The sequence below is a fragment of the Vibrio sp. 10N.286.49.B3 genome (genome assembly GCF_002873395.1).
Lineage (GTDB): Bacteria > Pseudomonadota > Gammaproteobacteria > Enterobacterales > Vibrionaceae > Vibrio.
Window position 1 is genome coordinate 255,725 of record NZ_MCUV01000001.1, and the last position, 17,269, is coordinate 272,993.

The 17,269-nt window shown below is 40.0% G+C and carries 14 protein-coding genes; 10 read left to right on the forward strand and 4 right to left on the reverse strand.

Translation table 11 applies throughout. The features are described 5' to 3' along the window. Nucleotides 1-23 precede the first annotated feature (23 nt). From BCU68_RS01055 to BCU68_RS01065, 3 genes are all read left to right on the forward strand, one after another. Nucleotides 24-1,973, forward strand: a complete 1,950-nt coding sequence (locus BCU68_RS01055; protein WP_102562923.1) for an ATP-binding protein — start codon at nt 24-26, stop codon at nt 1,971-1,973. Nucleotides 1,974-2,017: 44 nt separating this feature from the next. Then, nucleotides 2,018-2,515 carry a response regulator gene (locus tag BCU68_RS01060; protein ID WP_102562924.1) on the forward strand — a complete coding sequence of 166 codons (498 nt, stop codon included), beginning with the start codon at nt 2,018-2,020 and terminating at the stop codon, nt 2,513-2,515. 180 nt (nt 2,516-2,695) lie between these two features. Continuing rightward, complete coding sequence (locus BCU68_RS01065; RefSeq protein WP_102562925.1) at nt 2,696-3,244, forward strand: hypothetical protein; 549 nt, start codon at nt 2,696-2,698, stop codon at nt 3,242-3,244. Nucleotides 3,245-3,298: 54 nt separating this feature from the next. Here BCU68_RS01065 and BCU68_RS01070 read toward each other — a convergent pair whose 3' ends face one another. Then, nucleotides 3,299-3,919, reverse strand: a complete 621-nt coding sequence (locus tag BCU68_RS01070) for a TfoX/Sxy family DNA transformation protein (protein WP_133126117.1) — start codon at nt 3,917-3,919, stop codon at nt 3,299-3,301. A gap of 307 nt (nt 3,920-4,226) precedes the next feature. Between BCU68_RS01070 and BCU68_RS01075 the strand changes: the two genes are divergently transcribed. From BCU68_RS01075 to BCU68_RS01095, 5 genes are all read left to right on the forward strand, one after another. After that, nucleotides 4,227-5,150, forward strand: a complete 924-nt coding sequence (locus BCU68_RS01075) for an HDOD domain-containing protein (RefSeq protein WP_102562927.1) — start codon at nt 4,227-4,229, stop codon at nt 5,148-5,150. Between the two features lie 33 nt (nt 5,151-5,183). Next, entirely contained in the window at nt 5,184-6,089 is a 906-nt protein-coding gene (locus BCU68_RS01080) for a lysine exporter LysO family protein (protein ID WP_102562928.1), read from the forward strand. Between the two features lie 86 nt (nt 6,090-6,175). Continuing rightward, complete coding sequence (locus BCU68_RS01085; protein ID WP_102562929.1) at nt 6,176-6,688, forward strand: hypothetical protein; 513 nt, start codon at nt 6,176-6,178, stop codon at nt 6,686-6,688. A gap of 115 nt (nt 6,689-6,803) precedes the next feature. Next, the gene (panP, locus tag BCU68_RS01090) at nt 6,804-8,456 is read left to right on the forward strand and encodes a pyridoxal-dependent aspartate 1-decarboxylase PanP (RefSeq protein WP_102562930.1); all 1,653 of its coding nucleotides are present in this window, start codon (nt 6,804-6,806) and stop codon (nt 8,454-8,456) included. Between the two features lie 355 nt (nt 8,457-8,811). Then, complete coding sequence (locus BCU68_RS01095) at nt 8,812-9,666, forward strand: MurR/RpiR family transcriptional regulator (protein WP_102562931.1); 855 nt, start codon at nt 8,812-8,814, stop codon at nt 9,664-9,666. 111 nt (nt 9,667-9,777) lie between these two features. Here BCU68_RS01095 and BCU68_RS01100 read toward each other — a convergent pair whose 3' ends face one another. After that, nucleotides 9,778-11,019 carry an iron-containing alcohol dehydrogenase gene (locus tag BCU68_RS01100; RefSeq protein ID WP_102562932.1) on the reverse strand — a complete coding sequence of 414 codons (1,242 nt, stop codon included), beginning with the start codon at nt 11,017-11,019 and terminating at the stop codon, nt 9,778-9,780. A 356-nt stretch (nt 11,020-11,375) separates the two neighbouring features. Between BCU68_RS01100 and BCU68_RS01105 the strand changes: the two genes are divergently transcribed. Both BCU68_RS01105 and BCU68_RS01110 read left to right on the forward strand, forming a co-directional pair. Further along, nucleotides 11,376-11,642, forward strand: coding sequence for a GrxA family glutaredoxin (locus BCU68_RS01105; RefSeq protein WP_102562933.1), 267 nt, complete (start codon nt 11,376-11,378; stop codon nt 11,640-11,642). A 165-nt stretch (nt 11,643-11,807) separates the two neighbouring features. Continuing rightward, a complete protein-coding gene (locus BCU68_RS01110) occupies nt 11,808-13,490 on the forward strand; it encodes an aspartate:alanine antiporter (RefSeq protein WP_102562934.1) in 1,683 nt (560 codons plus the stop codon). An 81-nt stretch (nt 13,491-13,571) separates the two neighbouring features. Here the strand turns inward: BCU68_RS01110 and fabV are convergent, their stop codons facing one another. Further along, nucleotides 13,572-14,774 (reverse strand): enoyl-ACP reductase FabV, encoded by a 1,203-nt coding sequence (gene fabV / locus BCU68_RS01115; protein WP_102562935.1) that lies wholly within the window; start codon nt 14,772-14,774, stop codon nt 13,572-13,574. Between the two features lie 172 nt (nt 14,775-14,946). Continuing rightward, a complete protein-coding gene (locus BCU68_RS01120; RefSeq protein ID WP_102562936.1) occupies nt 14,947-17,229 on the reverse strand; it encodes an acyl-CoA dehydrogenase in 2,283 nt (760 codons plus the stop codon). Between the last annotated feature and the right edge of the window lie 40 nt (nt 17,230-17,269).

The following is a 17,269-nucleotide window of genomic DNA, read 5'->3' on the forward strand; positions in this document are numbered from 1 at the left end:
ATTTTAGCATTGAAGGAGTATGTGTGAGTCGTTATGCATTGTTATATTTAGAGAACCAGCCCATGGTCGCCAAGCAAATTGCCAGTGATCTAGCCTGCTTTGCCTCTAAGTTTGATATTCATAGCGCACGAACTATTGAAGATGCGGAACATGCACTCTCATCAATGAAGCTTCAAGGGCAAACATTAGCACTTGTTATCGCAAGCCATGAGCAAGCACTGAATGGAGCTCGATTTTTAACCCATTTAGATAAACAATCCCATACCCAACAAGCACGAAAAATTTTAATCAGTGATGCAAATGATATACACACTATCTTAAGCGTAGTTAATGATGGTCGACTTGATCACTGCTTAACAAAACCGCTGCAAAGTAACCAACTGCACGATATTGTTTTAAAGGAACTCACGACCTTTATTCTAGCCTGTAAAGAAGCGGATTTACTCCGTTATAGTAGCATCCTGGATCAACCCAAAATCATGCGAGGGCACATTGAGCGCCAGTTGCATGACTATCGTGTCGGTTTTATTCATGATTTTCACAAGTTATCGGATGTTGACTTAGCACAGCAAGTCATCAATGCCCTACGTCAGTTTTTTTCACAACAAGATGACTCTCACGCCTGTCGTACCTATTCAACCGATCACTTACTAACAAAAGAAGGAGAACCTAACCGCTTTCTATGGTTCATTACACGCGGTGAGGTTTCATTGTATAAAAAAGATGATATGGGGGTGCAACGTGAAGTTGTCAGACATAAGAAAGGTAACATTGTCGGTGGGATGTCTTTTGTTACTGGAGAGGACTCATTTTCAACGGCGATAACTTTGACCCAAACTGAAGTGATTAAACTCGATAAAGATATTTTTGCTCAAGTGATGCACACTAATGATAGGCTATTACCACTTTTTACTAACTTGTTATTACGTCATTTTAATCGTCGATTACAGCGCAGCATTGATACCAAAATCATCTTGCAGAAAACCTTAGAGTCACTTGAACTCGCCCATCAACAGTTAATTGAACGCGAAAAAATGGCAATGCTTGGTCAGTTGGTCGCAGGGGTTGCTCACGAACTCAACAATCCAATAGCAGCAATTTTACGTGGCGCAGAAACACTCACCCAAACACTCAATGAGTTAATGCAGCAACCGATCAGTACTGATAATCAGCAACAAGCAATAAAGCTAATGCAGCATGCACTATGTTCACATCCTATGTCGACGTCACAGATTCGCTCTGAAACTAAGTCACTGACAAGCTTAACTAATGATCGACTAGCTGCAAAAAAAATAGTCCAATTTGGTCTACATCAAAACGAACCGTTTATTCAGCAATTGAAAAAAAATAAGAAATTAGCACTCGCAAATATTAATGAGTTTGAAAAATGCTACTTAGCCGGTACAACCTTACGCTCGATTAATGTTTGCGCACAGCGTATTGCCGATATGGTAAGAAGCTTAAAAGGTTACGCTCGCCCTGATGACGAATCTTTACAAGTTGTTGATATACACGAAGGAATAGAAGACACACTTGTTATCTTCGAAAATAGATTAAAACGTCATAATCTCACCAAAGAGTATCAACCCTTGCCAGAAATCCAATGCCAACCTGTCGTTTTGCAGCAAGTATGGACCAACCTGATCTCTAACGCCTTAGATGCATTACCTAGTCAAGGTCAACTATTGGTAAAGACCGAGCTAAGTAATATCAACAACCGTGAATATATTGTTATCTCTATACGCGATGACGGCTGTGGAATGTCTGAGGACGTTATAGAGAAAATATTTGAGTTAAACTACACCACCAAAAAAGAAGGACATTTTGGCTTAGGTATTGGTTTGTCTGTGTGCCAACAAATTATTAATAGTCATAACGGCTGGATAAAAGCAGAGTCAAAACCTGGCTTGTATACGCTTATGCAAGTCGGTCTTCCAACGGGCAAGCACATCGAGCCTGCTACTTTACGATAAAACGATAGTGATCATTAAACCGATTTTTTATGGAGAAATAAACGATGAATAAATACCTTATCTTATGCGTCGATGATGAACGTGAAATTCTCGATTGTGTCCTCCATGATCTCGCTAGGTTTGAATCACACTTCATTTTGGAAGGCGCTCAATCGGTTCATGAAGCCAAAAGTATCATTGCTGAGTGCGCAGAGGATGGAATAGAGCTTGCGCTTATCTTATGTGATCACATCATGCCAGGAGAAACTGGAATTGACTTTTTAATTGAGCTCAGTGAATCAACTGCTACACAAGATACACGGAAAGTCTTACTAACAGGTCAAGCGGGCTTAGAGGAAACGGTTGAGGCAGTTAACCATGCGAGCCTAGATTTTTATCTATCAAAACCTTGGGATGGTGAGGCACTGTGCAATATAATCACAGCTCAATTAAGCCAATATGTTATTTCTCATGACTCACAATTGCTATCTTGGGTATCGATACTTGATAGTGAAGCTATCTTAAATGCGGCAGCTAAAAACCGTACTAACTTTAGTGATTAATTCAACAAGCAATGCCAAAAAGGAAGCTTAGCTCTCTTTTTTCGGTACAGAATGTAAATGAGAGGCAACTTTTGATGGTGATTATGCCATTGAATGAATTAAGATATACTATCTGTTAATGGGAGAGATACCTTGGATTACTCTCCCAACAATTTTTTTGAACATAGGTTTGTCGTTATTATGCGTAAAGCACTTATTACTGTTGGTTTATTATTAGCCTCTACCTCATCGTTTGCAGCTCCTAATGAGCAAAACCAAGCAATTATGAGTAACTTCAATTACGATTTTTTTGAAGCTCGCATTGGCGCAGGTCCAATGACTATGGGTGCAGCATTGAGTAAATCTATTCACCCTAATGCTCACTTTATTGCCCGTGTTGATTCTGAATTTGAGAGTGACTTTGATGTTGCTACAGGGCTAGGTTTTCATGCTCCGATTAATAACTGGGCTGATTTCACCGGTGAGATGCTAATGCGCATTGTACAGCCAGAAAAAAGCAGCAGTACCGATCTTGGTATGGAGCTTAATTTAGGTGTTCGCCAGTGGTTAGGTCCACAACTTGAAATTGGTGGTAAAGCGGGTTATGTATCCATTGATAACAGCGATGACTGGATTGGTTCTGTTTATGCTCGCTTCCACTCTACTGAGCTATTTTCAATTGGTGCAGAAGCTCGCATTAATGACACTTACAATGAACAATTAATGCTGACAGCACGTTTTAAATTTTAAACAACTTTTCAGCTTTTTGTCACACCGAGTATCACAAAATACTCGGTGTTTTTATTAGTGAAACATAGACTTTTCATAGTTTGTCAATTTACATTTAACTAATAATTGCTCTCTATCTTCCTGAGAAATAAGACTCCAGTGCTTACCTTCAACAGCGCCAGCTAATTGCCACAATAAAGCAACGCCAATTCTAGGACCCACACTTCGTCGAATCTGCATAAACGATCGAACTGCGCCCTCCTCTCTAAGCTTAGACACGGAATCAATCCCTATGTTTTTTAACAAGCGAACATGGCGATTATCAATATTGGGTAACTGCTTAAAATCCCCATTAGCTGCAGGTCTATCTGACTCTTTTTGAACGTCTAACTCATCAACGGCTTCTTTTATCAGCTGCTCACAAAACTCGCGTTGAGAATTGAATAACCGAGTGATATTGTAATATGGATAGAGCAAAAACCTATTTTTCGGCATATCCCTTCGATATTGACAACAGTTGTGATCAAGTAACGTCCCTGCAAGCTGTCCTTCGGACTTTAAATAGATATCATTTTTTACAATCCGTATTAAAGCTGATTGATTAACATATAACGTATACTCACCAAACTTCTTCCGAGTTTTAAAATAACCTAATGTCATAAGGTACTGATATAAATCTTCCATTATTTCTTTCACATCCCTCTTCGTATAAGCTTATCTTCCTAAATACTTCCACTTGCAACAAATTTGCAACCAGATTATAACAACACTAGTGAACAAAAAACCATCACCACCTTGGAACGAAGATCACACTTTCAAGAGTTAGAATTAAATAAAACGTTGATTTAGATCATTGAAGGCTAAATAAGATCGTAAAATTTTGACGAAGTGTATCCTAAGCCAAAAAAATGTCACATCAGTTGCTATTTTCTACTTAGATAAGTTGCGGTTAGCATCCTCCTAAAGGTAAACTGCTCAATACCGCCCTTTAGACCTTTACAACATGACAGAACATTTATCTCTTTTTTGGTTACCTAGCAGTAAAAACCTACTCATTAAAAGTTTAGAGGCTGAATTCTCAACACTGGTTATACAATCGATTCAAGCTGGCAAAATATCACTACCTCCCATTCCTGAAGCTGTTGTTAAAATCCAACAACTATGTGCTGATGAAGACAGTTCTGTTAATGATATCGCTGAATGCTTAATTCAAGATCCGAGTTTAGCGGCTGTTGTTATACGTATTGCCAACTCCGTTATTTTTAATCGCCGTAATATTACTTTCCACGATATTAATACTGCGGTTTCTCGCCTAGGGATTTTTAGAGTTCGTGACATTGTGACTGCACAATCTATCGACCAATTAAAAAATGCCACCACACTAAGTGATGAATGTCGTGCTATTTTAGTAAAAAGTGCTGCTATTTCGCGTCAGTTAGGTGCAACAATGGTATTAGTGACCAATGAGTTTAAGCGACTTGAGCCAAAGGAATACAGACATTTAGAACAAGAAAAGGCACTGTTGGTCGGCCTGCTTGCTGATATTGGTCTATTTTGCTTGGTGAGTGAGTATCATAACTACTTAGACAACGGCAATTACCTTGACCCTGCTATCGCCTTACAAATCTTCCACTCTCGTTGTTCAAGCAGTAGCCAGTTAGTATTGAAGCAATGGGGTTTTGATCAAGATTATATTGAAGTTGCCACTAATGAATTATTAGCTGAGTCTCGACCAGAAGTGTCTTATCTTGATATTGCACGCATTGCCAATCACCTACTGATGTTCCGTAATAACGATGATGGTATTGATGATCATGAAGTCGAAATCAATGTGACAGGTGCCGAAGTTTTATATTCCTTAACCAACTTAAGTGATATGGAGTTTAATACTCAAATTAATGATATTATCAAAGTGAGCGGCCTATAGGCTTGTAACTTACTAAGGAATATCGAATATATTATGTTTTCAGGGATGATTTTTATTTTTGCTCCACTTGTTGCTGGCTACCTATTCTCAATTAATAATAAGCGAGTATTAACAAGAATTAACCAAGCCACATCGTATCTAATTTATGTCATTTTATCCTTGATGGGATTAAGCCTCGCTGCTCTAGATAATTTAAGCGCTAACTTACAAACTATTTTATTGTATACCTTTACCTTCTTTACCTGTCTAAGTGTATGTAATTTAATGACGCTGCCCATCATAGATAAAATCCTCCCACTAAAAACGACTGAAAACCAAACTAAGCTTCCCCTATCTAGCATGGCATTTGAGTCATTAAAGTTAGTTTTTGTCGTTGGTGGCGGTCTAGCCGCGGGATTAATTTTACCTATATCTTTGGCTTGGGTTGATAGCGCAAGTGAATGGATTCTATTTCTTCTGCTCTTTTTTATTGGTATTCAATTAAGAAATAGTGGACTTACACTACGTCAAATTTTACTCAATAAACATGGTCTTATTATCTCTCTAGTGGTGATAATAAGCTCATTGATAGGTGGTTGTATTGCTGCCTTAATTCTTAATATTCCTCTTTTCCAAGCGCTCGCCATGGCATCTGGGTTTGGCTGGTACTCTTTATCAGGTATCTTAATGGGTGATGCGTTCGGGCCTGTTTTTGGTGGCGCATCTTTCCTTATTGAGCTTTCAAGAGAATTAGTCGCTCTTATTATGATCCCTTTGCTTATTCACTCTCGACCTTGCACTTCTATTGGATATGCTGGCGCAACAGCAATGGATTTCACTCTTCCTGTAATACAAACAACAGGCGGGGTTAAATGTGTCCCTATTGCGATTGTCAGTGGCTTCATCCTTAGCCTATTAGTCCCAGTTATGATGCTGTTTTTTATCTCATTAGCAACTTAGCTTACGTGACAAATGAAACATTTATCTTACAATAGATACACAAGTGACTTACTTGTTATCGAATGAGAATAATGAAAGGATTCAATATGAAGCGTTTTTTTATTGGCTTAGTATTAGCGACGACGTCAACCTTAACTCTTGCAGAAGATACACAGTGCTTAAACGGTAAATATGACGCATATATTGATGCCTCATTAACTTGGTACCAAGATCTCATTGCACTGACCACAGAACAATACCCTGACTTGCAAGACGTCGGTGAGTGGTTTCTAGTTGGTAGAAATAACCATTTTGAGTTAAATCGTGCAGCAGTACATTATTATCTTGAAAATGAACCGGCTAAAGTCGCTACCGAGCAATCGGTTGAGGCTTGGTTACAGTTAGAGCAGCAAGACATCAAGAGCTTATCGGCTCGACAAGACAAATTAGGCCAATTGGCATTGGTGACTTTTACTGATCGTCAAGCTACCCCTCACCAGCAAAACTATCAATTACGCTCCGCATTTGCAGAGTTGCTTAGTCATCCAAAACAGATCGATGAGGCTCTACAAAAATATAACCTTGCTATCGCAAATATTGCAGCAATCTCTTGCTTATAAGCGAGGCTTTTTAGGTGCGGAAAATTAGGTTTACATAATAAAGACGGGACATTAGTTCCGTTTTCGTTTAGATTATTCCGCTCGCGCAAAATAATAGATCAAATAGAACGCTGTCATGGTAACAGAACAGAAAACTGCAGATGTAAATTTCGAAAACCTACTTCGAATTTTTACTGTGCCCGAAGGGCCAGATTCAACACTCACTCAAATTGAAAATAAACTCTCGCAAAACCTTAATGAGTTCTTACGAGAGCACATTGTCGCAGAAGAAAAGCCTTTAAAAGAGATTGAAAAAGACTTCTCTAATGCGCATATTCCAGAACACGCTGAATTTGTTTCTGAGCATACAGAGCACCTTCTGAGCTCTCTAGTCGCTCACTCTGTTCATACATCCGCACCAAGCTTTATTGGCCACATGACATCAGCGCTGCCTTATTTTTTAATGCCGCTATCTAAGATCATGATTGCTTTAAATCAAAACTTAGTAAAAATCGAAACGTCCAAAGCATTTACACCGTTAGAGCGTCAAGTTCTCGGTATGCTACACCGATTGATTTATCAACAAAGCGATGAGTTTTATCACCACTGGATGCACAGTGCTAATCATTCATTAGGCGCTTTTTGTTCTGGTGGCACAATTGCGAATATTACCGCTCTTTGGGTTGCTCGTAATAATGCCCTCAAAGCCGATCAAGATTTTGCTGGTGTTGAAAAAGCGGGATTGTTTTCTGCAATGAAACACTACCATTATGATGGTTTAGCCATATTAGTTTCAGAACGCGGACACTACTCGTTAAAGAAAGCCGCTGATTTACTTGGCATCGGTCAACAAAGCCTCATTTCGGTAAAAACGGATCATTTCAACCGCATTTGCCCACAAGATCTAGAGCTGAAAATTCAGCAACTAGAAGAGAAGAGCATTAAACCATTCGCTGTGATTGGCGTTGCGGGCACGACTGAGACTGGGAATATTGACCCTTTAAAAGCCATTGCAACTATCTGCAAGAAATACGGTTGTCACTTCCATGTTGATGCCGCATGGGGAGGCGCGACTTTAATGTCGAATAACCATCGACATTTGCTCGATGGCATTGAGTTAGCCGATTCCGTCACTATTGATGCTCATAAGCAACTTTACATCCCTATGGGCGCTGGGATGGTGTTATTTAAAGATCCTGATGCAATGAAAGCAATAGAGCACCACGCTCAATATATCCTGCGTAAAGGCTCTAAAGATCTTGGTAGTCATACACTAGAAGGTTCTCGTTCGGGTATGGCGATGCTTGTCTATGCCAGTATGCATATCATTAGTCGTCCAGGTTATGAGTTACTTATTGACCAAAGCATTAAGAAAGCTCGTTACTTTGCTGATGTTATTGATCAACAAGATGACTTTGAACTCATTTCAAAACCAGAGCTTTGCTTATTAACCTATCGCTATATCCCTCATAATGTGCATAAGGCTCTCCGATTAGCAAACAATGACGAGCGATTATTACTCAATGATAAATTGAACACTCTTACTCAATTTATTCAGAAAAAGCAGCGTGAAACTGGTAAATCCTTCGTTTCTAGAACTCGTTTAAACCCACAATATTTGAATGGATTAAATACCATTGTATTTCGAGTAGTGCTCGCTAACCCTCTCACCACTAATGATATCTTAAATGGTATTTTAGATGAGCAACGTGACATTGCTAAAATGGCACCAAACCTACTTGATGATATTGAGTTATTAAGCCAAGCAATTCTTGCTAAGTATTTATAAGCTTGTGCTATTAATGTTGAGCAATTGTAGATAAAACTACATGGCTGATGAAATTTAATTTCTTAACTGTGTAGTTTTAAATCATCAATATCGATTTTTCGTTTAAAAATTTATCGTTCATCAAATAATTTTGTATTTTTGCAATTTTTTTGTTTGATGAGCGTCAAATTATTACTAAAATATTCGTTACTTTTATTACGCAGTTAGCCCTATAGGTTTATACTCTTTATATGGCGTTGATTTGACCTTGCCTTAAGAGTCTCTGATTTAGAGATCTGATTATTTTGTGCACAACTACTGATTTGACACGTTTTTCCCCAATCAGACTGTTGTTCTCTATACTCCAGTGAAAACTATGAATACATTAGAAAAAATACAGAAAAATCTAGAAAACTTTAGTAAATCTGAGCGTAAGGTTGCAGAGGTTATCATGGCCTCCCCTCAAACAGCTATTCACTCGAGCATTGCTACTCTAGCTAAGATGGCTGATGTGAGTGAGCCAACCGTCAATCGCTTTTGTCGTCGTCTAGACACAAAAGGCTTCCCAGATTTTAAACTTCATCTTGCACAAAGCTTGGCTAACGGTACACCTTATGTAAACCGTAATGTTGAAGAAGAAGACGGTCCTGACGCTTACACCCACAAAATTTTCGAGTCAACAATGGCTTGCCTTGATGTCGCAAAAAATAGCATCGACTCCATGCAAATTAACCGTGCTGTTGATCTGTTAACTCAAGCTAAACGCATTTCTTTCTTTGGTTTAGGCGCATCATCCGCTGTCGCCAAAGATGCACAAAATAAGTTTATTCGTTTTAATATCCCAATCACTTGTTTTGAAGATATCGTCATGCAACGTATGAGTTGTATTAATTGTAGTGATAACGATGTTATCGTCCTGATTTCACATACAGGACGCACCAAAAGCCAAGTAGAAGTTGCTAATTTAGCGCGTGAAAATGGTGCAACGGTCATTTCTATTACTGCAAAAGACTCTCCATTAGATAAAGCGAGCTCACTATCGATTTCTTTAGATGTACCTGAAGATACAGATATGTATATGCCAATGGCGAGTCGTGTCGTGCAAATGACAGTGATTGATGTTTTAGCGACAGGCTTTACGCTACGTAGAGGTTCACGCTTCCGCGATAATTTGAAGCGTGTAAAAGAGTCTCTAAAAGGCTCTCGTTACGATAAATTGCCTCAGCTATAATTGATCGATTGACTTTAAAAACGTCTTATTCAATAAAAGCCCTCCATCAACGACCTTAGGTTAGTGTGAAGGGCTTTTGTTTTTTATACACGGTTAAGTCTATGCACATATTTAAGAAGGCTGCTCACTCTCTTGCTCTGAGTCTAACTTCATGACAAATGCACCATTCACTGTTTCTGTATTTGATGCCTCTGTTTCTAAGTGACAACTACAAACTTGAGATAAAATATAAACCAACCGCTCCTCATTGAGTGGTAAAGGGTTACCCTTAATTGCAGTCGACTTTAAGGCATCTTGGGCCACCTGCTCAAACGAGGTATTACATAAACCAAAGTGAGATAAGGTCGGTAGTTCTAGTTTGTCTAATACCATCTGTACCCATAACACCGAATCTTGGCGACCTGCATTTGTTCTTCCTGTCACGATCTGGGCAATACGCTTATATCGATTTAATACATCTCTGCGCCCTGCTTTTTTCGCTGCCTTGATGTTTTCCTGCATCACATAAGGCGCTAAACGTCCACTAATAATGCTATGCGGCGCATCTAACTTACCGCCTAAAGCAGACGCTAGACCATGCGCAGCACCTAATTTAGCATTGGTAATCGCCATTCCACCGAGCATAGCAGCGAACGAGAGATCTCGACGCGCTTTATGATCGTCATATTTACAAGCGGCAATGATAGACTGGCTCAAACGGCGCAGCCCCTCTTCACAGACCATATCAGTTAACGGGTTTGGTTCGCCACAGACATAGGCCTCCATCAAGTGGGTAAAGGCGTCCATAGCACCACGACCTGATGTCATTTGATCGGTTCCATACGTTAAGGTTGGGTCGACAATAGCTACATCAGCGAGCATTTCAGGACTGCGTAAGCTCACTTTTACTTTATCTTGACCCGATTTTAAAACTGCATTTTTAGTGACTTCAGAGCCGGTACTGGCCGTGGTTGGGATGGCAATAAAAGGGATAGGCTTTGTTTTCAGCGGCACGTTGCGCCCAACAACTTCGACGTAGTCATAAACATTGCCTTGGTTAGGAATAATAGCAGCGAGTGCCTTACCCATATCAATGACACTACCACCACCAATTGAAACCACCATATCAGGCTGAAAATGTCGCCCTGTAATCGCGCTTTCCTCAATCATAGTAATGTTAGGTTCGCCTGAGATAGCGATATGCTGATAGCGCATTGATTGTTGCTTGAGATATTGAATGATAGGAGCGGCGCGCTGCTGATCTTTGCCGGTGACGAGCAAAACGCTATAACCAAATTGATTTAATACTGAAAGTGAGTCTATCAATGCTCCTTCACCAAAAATTATCCTGGTTGAAGTCATAAATTGAAACATGATATATCCTTATTTTTTCTAAATTTAAATCATTCACTCTGTGCTTAATCACTTTTTATCCGCACTTCAATTATAGGCGGTATCTTTAACCTGTTGCCTTTTATTGTTAGAGCTCTGCTGTTCAGAATGCACTCAATCGGTATTAAAAAATTTGATGTAGACCAATTTTTAAGCATTGAATCAGTTCATTATTTATAATTTAGCCCTAAATCACACTGACCTATCCATATTTCTTATATTGATTTTAATACACGCACTTATCATCGCTTTTTACTATCAACTTAACGCAAAAAACCCACTTTATTTCCTCTTCAGGTTAGTGCATAGTGACTACAAAGAAAATTAAGGAGAAAGTTATGTTTGTTGTTATTTTTGGTCGCCCTGCTTGTCCATTTTGTGTCCGTGCTAAAGAGCATGCTGAGACTTTAAAAGCAAAACGTGATGACTTTAACTACCGTTATGTTGATATCCATGCTGAAGGTATCAGCAAAGCCGATCTTGAAAAGACTGTTGGTAAGCCAGTTGAAACGGTTCCACAAATTTTCATTGATCAAGACCATATCGGTGGCTGCACTGAGTTTGAAGCATACGCAAAAGAGCACCTTGGTTTATTTGACGAGTAATCTAAATCAATTTCTACATCAAGCCTGCGATATAAACGCAGGCTTTTTGGCATTAGGTCAATTAATGGTAAAAATAAATAAACTTCACTTATCTTTTGACTTGTTTACGTTACAATCTCACCACCTGTCTGTTTTACCTAACCACACGCTTAATCGAGCTCAACTGTGAATATTGATGTTGTTTTACTTTTAGAACAAAACCCTATCCTTCTTATCTTTGTTGTTTTAGCTATGGGCCTTGCCATTGGTAAGATCCGCTTTGGCAGCTTACAACTTGGGAACTCCATTGGTGTGCTTATTACTGCACTGATAATGGGGCACCTTGGCTTTTCATTTAATGCTGATGCTTTAACTATTGGCTTTATGCTCTTTATTTACTGCGTTGGTATCGAAGCTGGTCCTAACTTTTTTGGTATCTTCCTTAGAGATGGTAAGCATTACCTGATCCTAAGCTTAGTAGTACTCACCACTGCCGTTGCCTTGACCTATTTCTCTAGCCATTACCTTGGACTGGATTTTGGTTTAGCCGCTGGCATGATGGCTGGTGCGCTCACAGCAACGCCCGTTTTAGTTGGTGCACAGGATGCCTTAACTTCTGGGTTAGCTACCCTGCCAAGAAATGCTGATTTAAGCCTTATTATTGAAAATCTTTCTGTCGGTTATGCCATGACGTATTTAATTGGCTTAATTAGTATGATCTTTTTCGTACGTTTACTACCTCGATTACAAAAACAGAACTTACATGATTCTGCTCAGCAAATTGCTCAAGAGCGTGGACTCGAAGGTAGTTCACAACGTAAGGTATATTTACCTATTATTCGCGCCTATCGTGTTGGCCAAGAACTGATTGATTGGACTGATGGCAAAAACCTACGTGAATTAGGTATCTATCGTCAAACGGGTTGTTATATAGAACGTATTCGCCGTAATAGTATTCTTGCCCACCCTGACGGTGATGCTATTTTGCAAGAAGGTGATGAAATCGCATTGGTTGGCTTTCCTGATAGCCATGCCCGACTAGATCCGAGCTTTCGTAATGGTAAAGAAGTTTTTGACCGAAACTTACTTGATTTACGCATCGTTGAAGAAGAGATTGTCGTTAAAAGTGACAGTATTGCAGGTAAGCGTCTATCTGATCTGAACTTATCGGAATATGGCTGTTTTTTGAACCGTGTGGTTCGAGCTCAAATCGAAATGCCAATGGACTTAAATATCGTGCTTGCTAAAGGGGATATTTTACAAGTTAGTGGTGAAAAGAGCCGTGTTCTTGGTTTAGCTGAAAAAATTGGTTTCATTTCAATTCACAGTCAAATGGCAGATTTGATGGCTTTTTGTAGCTTCTTCATTCTCGGCGTTGTCTTTGGCTTGATCACTATGACCTTTGGTCAAGTTTCATTTAGCCTAGGTAATGCGGTTGGCCTATTACTATCAGGGATTACGCTTGGATTTTTAAGAGCTAACCACCCAACGTTTGGTTATGTGCCTCAAGGGGCGTTAAATATGATCAAAGATCTAGGCTTGATGTTCTTTATGGTTGGTATCGGATTAAGCGCTGGTGGCAAAATTATCGAACATTTAGCACAAGTTGGTCCTCAAATCTTAGGTCTCGCACTTATCGTTAGTGTATTGCCTGTTATTGCTGCCTATTGCGTGGGGGCTTATATCTTAAAAATGAACCAAGCGTTATTACTGGGTGCACTTGTTGGCGCTCGTACCTGTGCCCCGGCTATGGACGTCGTTAACGAGTATGCCAAATCAACAATACCAGCTTTAGGCTATGCGGGCACTTATGCGATAGCCAATATATTAATGACACTAGCAGGTACGATTCTGATTATTCTCAGTTAGCACTCTTTAGTTGAATAATTATAAACATAAAAAATGCGCTCACTAAGAGCGCATTTTTATACTTAATAACATGACTATTATCTAAATATCGATAACATCAAAATCTAATGCTGTTGCAACATCAGCATCATAATCAACGCCATCAACACCAAAGCCAAATAACTTCAAGAACTCTTCTTTATACTCAACGTAATCGGTTAATTCTTTCAAATTTTCGCTGGTGATCTGTGGCCATAGTTGACGGCAGTGATCTTGGATATCATCACGCAATTCTAGATCATCTAAACGTAAACGATTTTCGCTATCGGTCTCTGCTGCGCTTTGATCTTCTTTATAAAGACGTTGGCTAAACATGCGATAGATTTGTTCCATACAGCCTTCATGGATACCTTCTTCGCGCATCTTTTTAAATACCATCGCAATGTAAAGAGGCATAACTGGAATAGCAGAACTTGCTTGAGTCACAACCGATTTAAGCACAGCTACATTTGCCGTACCTGAAAGCGGTGTTAACAATTCTGTTAATGCACCAGCAGCACGATCTAGATCCATTTTAGCTTTACCTAATGCGCCATCCCAATAGATAGGCCAAGTAAGCTCAGTACCAATGTAGCTATAAGCAACGGTCTTACAGCCATCAGACAATACGCCCGCATCATTGAGTGCATGCATCCATAATTCCCAATCTTCGCCACCCATAACGGTTACGGTATCTTGGATCTCTTGCTCTGTAGCAGGATCGACACTTGCTTCAATAATCTGGTCTTTATTCGTATCAACCGCTGTTGAAGTGTAAACCTCACCAATAGGCTTTAATGATGAACGAATCACTTCACCCGTTTCTGGCATTTTACGCACAGGTGAAGCAAGGGAGTACACCACCATATCGATTTGACCAAGATCTTGCTTAATAAGATCAATCGTCTTTTGTTTTGCTTCATTTGAGAATGCATCACCATTTAAGCTCTTAGCGTATAGACCTTCTTCTGCCGCTAATTTTTCAAATGCTGCTGAGTTATAATAACCAGCCGTTCCCGGTTTTTTATCAGTACCCGCTTTTTCAAAAAAGACACCGATCGTTGCAGCACCGCCACCAAAAGCAGCTGCAATACGAGAAGAAAGACCATAGCCACTTGAAGCGCCAATAACTAAAACACGTTTAGGTGCAGAAGTAATTGATGGTTGTGCTTTCGTATAAGCAATTTGTTCTTTTACGTTGGCTTCACAACCAGCAGGGTGAGCAGTAGTACAGATGAATCCACGGATTCTAGGTTTGATTATCATATTAAAATTCCTTTAAAAATCACAACTAGGATAAAAGGTTCGTTATGAATTCGCATCTAATTTCTGCAAAAATAACACTAAAATAGCAGTGGTTGGATCACTCGCTGCATTTTTGTGCTTAATACAAACAAAAAGACACCTATAAAAGGTGCCTTTCATCTTATCCGAGTCACTAAGCGACGCTGTTAAGTTTCGCTTTACTACCTTGGTGAGTTCGTGTTTCAGTTAAATCATGACTAAAGTGGTCAACTTGAATCGCTCGATAACGAAGCTCATCTGCTGCCTTAATTTGATCAACTTCTGCTTGTGTTAGGACATTCTCAGCCAGTGCTTCTGCAAGCCTGATTGATAGTGAACCCTTACGTGCTACTTTACCATCCTTAACCGCTTGTACCATTTTACGCTCTAAATCTTTAATGCCGTACATTGCAATAAACGCCGACTCAATCAGTCCAACACTGTCATTGTCTTCTTTACCGACATAACACAGGTTTGTGAGTCGATTACGATGCTCGCCTGGTATCATCATGCTGGCTGCAACTTTAAGTGATAGCTCATCACTCGGTTTAGCAAAATGATTGCCTACAGGGAAAATAAGCGTATTTAAGATACGACCTACTCCTTTACTTGGGAAGTTGGTATACGCCTCTTTTAATGATTTAGCCGCATTATGTAAACAGTACTGCACAGCATAATGCACATAATTTAAGTCTTCTGCTTGCTGTCCTTCATCTTGATATTTTTTCAATACCGCTGAAGACATATAAAGGTAGCTCAACCCATCACCTAAGCGCGCTGAAATCATCTCTTTACGCTTCAAATCACCACCTAAAGTTAACATAGCAAAATCAGCACTGACCGCTAAGCTACGACTCATTCTGGTGATCTCTTGGTAGTACACCTTGGTTGATCCATCCACTGGTGACTTAATTAGACGTGAGCCTGTGAGTGCAGCGCCAAATGCACCAAAGCTGTTTTTAGTCGCATGCGCTATATGTTTAAACAGTAACTGGTCAAACTGCTCTGCCCCTTCTTTTTCATCTGGGTTAGCTGCAGCTGTCATTTCTTTTAAAACATATGGGTGGCAACGTGTGGCACCTTGACCAAAAATCATCAAGTTACGCGTTAAAATATTGGCACCTTCTACGGTAATGGCTACCGGAATACCAAGATAAGGGGTAGCTAGGTAATTCATAGGACCACTTTGAATAGCTCGTCCTGAATGAATATCCATGGAGTCATTCATTAACGTGCGTGCTATTTCAGTCATGTGATATTTAGCGATCGCAGTAACTATGCCTGGCTTTTCTTTCAAATCGAGCGCCGTTGTTGTTAACGTTCGACTCGCTTCAAGTAGGTAAGTCAGTCCACCAATACGACCAAGACTTTCCGCAACGCCTTCAAAACGCCCTATCGACATACCAAATTGCTTACGTACATAAGAGTATGCACTGGTGGTCTTAGCGGTAAGGTGCCCCACTGCCGTGCCTAATGCCGGCAATGAAATCCCACGCCCTGCCGATAAACACTCAACCAGCATACGCCAGCCTTTCCCAGCATATTCAGAACCACCAATCAGCCAGTCCATTGGAATGAATACATCTTGCCCACGTGTTGGACCATTCATAAAAGCGAGCCCTAATGGGTCATGGCGCTCACCAATTTCTACACCTTGATGATCTGCAGGGATCAATGCACAAGTAATACCTAACTCTTTAGTATCACCAAGCAAGCCATCAGGGTCATTAAGCTTAAATGCAAGCCCTAGCACCGTAGCAACAGGGGCAAGTGTAATATAGCGTTTATTCCAACTAAGGCGAATACCTAGCACTTCCTCGCCATCATGCATGCCATAGCAGACTGTGCCTTGATCTGGTATTCCACCGGCATCTGAACCCGCTTCTGGCCCTGTTAGCGCAAAGCAAGGAATATCCGTGCCATCAGCCAACCTTGGTAGCCAATAATTTTTCTGCTCTTCCGTCCCATAGTGCGTTAATAGTTCACCAGGTCCTAGCGAGTTTGGCACCATAACACTAACGGCCGTACTGATACTGCGCGTTGCTATTTTAGTGACTATGGTTGAGTTAGCCAGTGAAGAAAACTCACGTCCACCATACTCTTTGGAAATAATAAGAGAGAAAAAGCGCTCGGTACGTAAAAAGTCCCACACTTCTTTGGGTAAATCTCGATCTTCTTTGACAATTTTATGATCATCAATCATTGCTAATAGCGTCTCTAACTCATTATCAATAAATGACTGTTCTTCAGCACTTAATGTTGGTGTAGGGTATTGATGTAACGTATCAAAGTTCGGCTTGCCTGAGAAAAGCTCCCCATCCCACCAAACACTTCCTGCCTCCATGGCTTCCTTCTCGGTATTAGAAAGTGGTGGCAGTACCTTTTTAAACATTTTAAACGCTGGGTCACTTATCCATTTTTGTCTTAAAGAGCTCATAGTTCAGATCCTTTTGTTCTTGCACATAACTCATCATTAA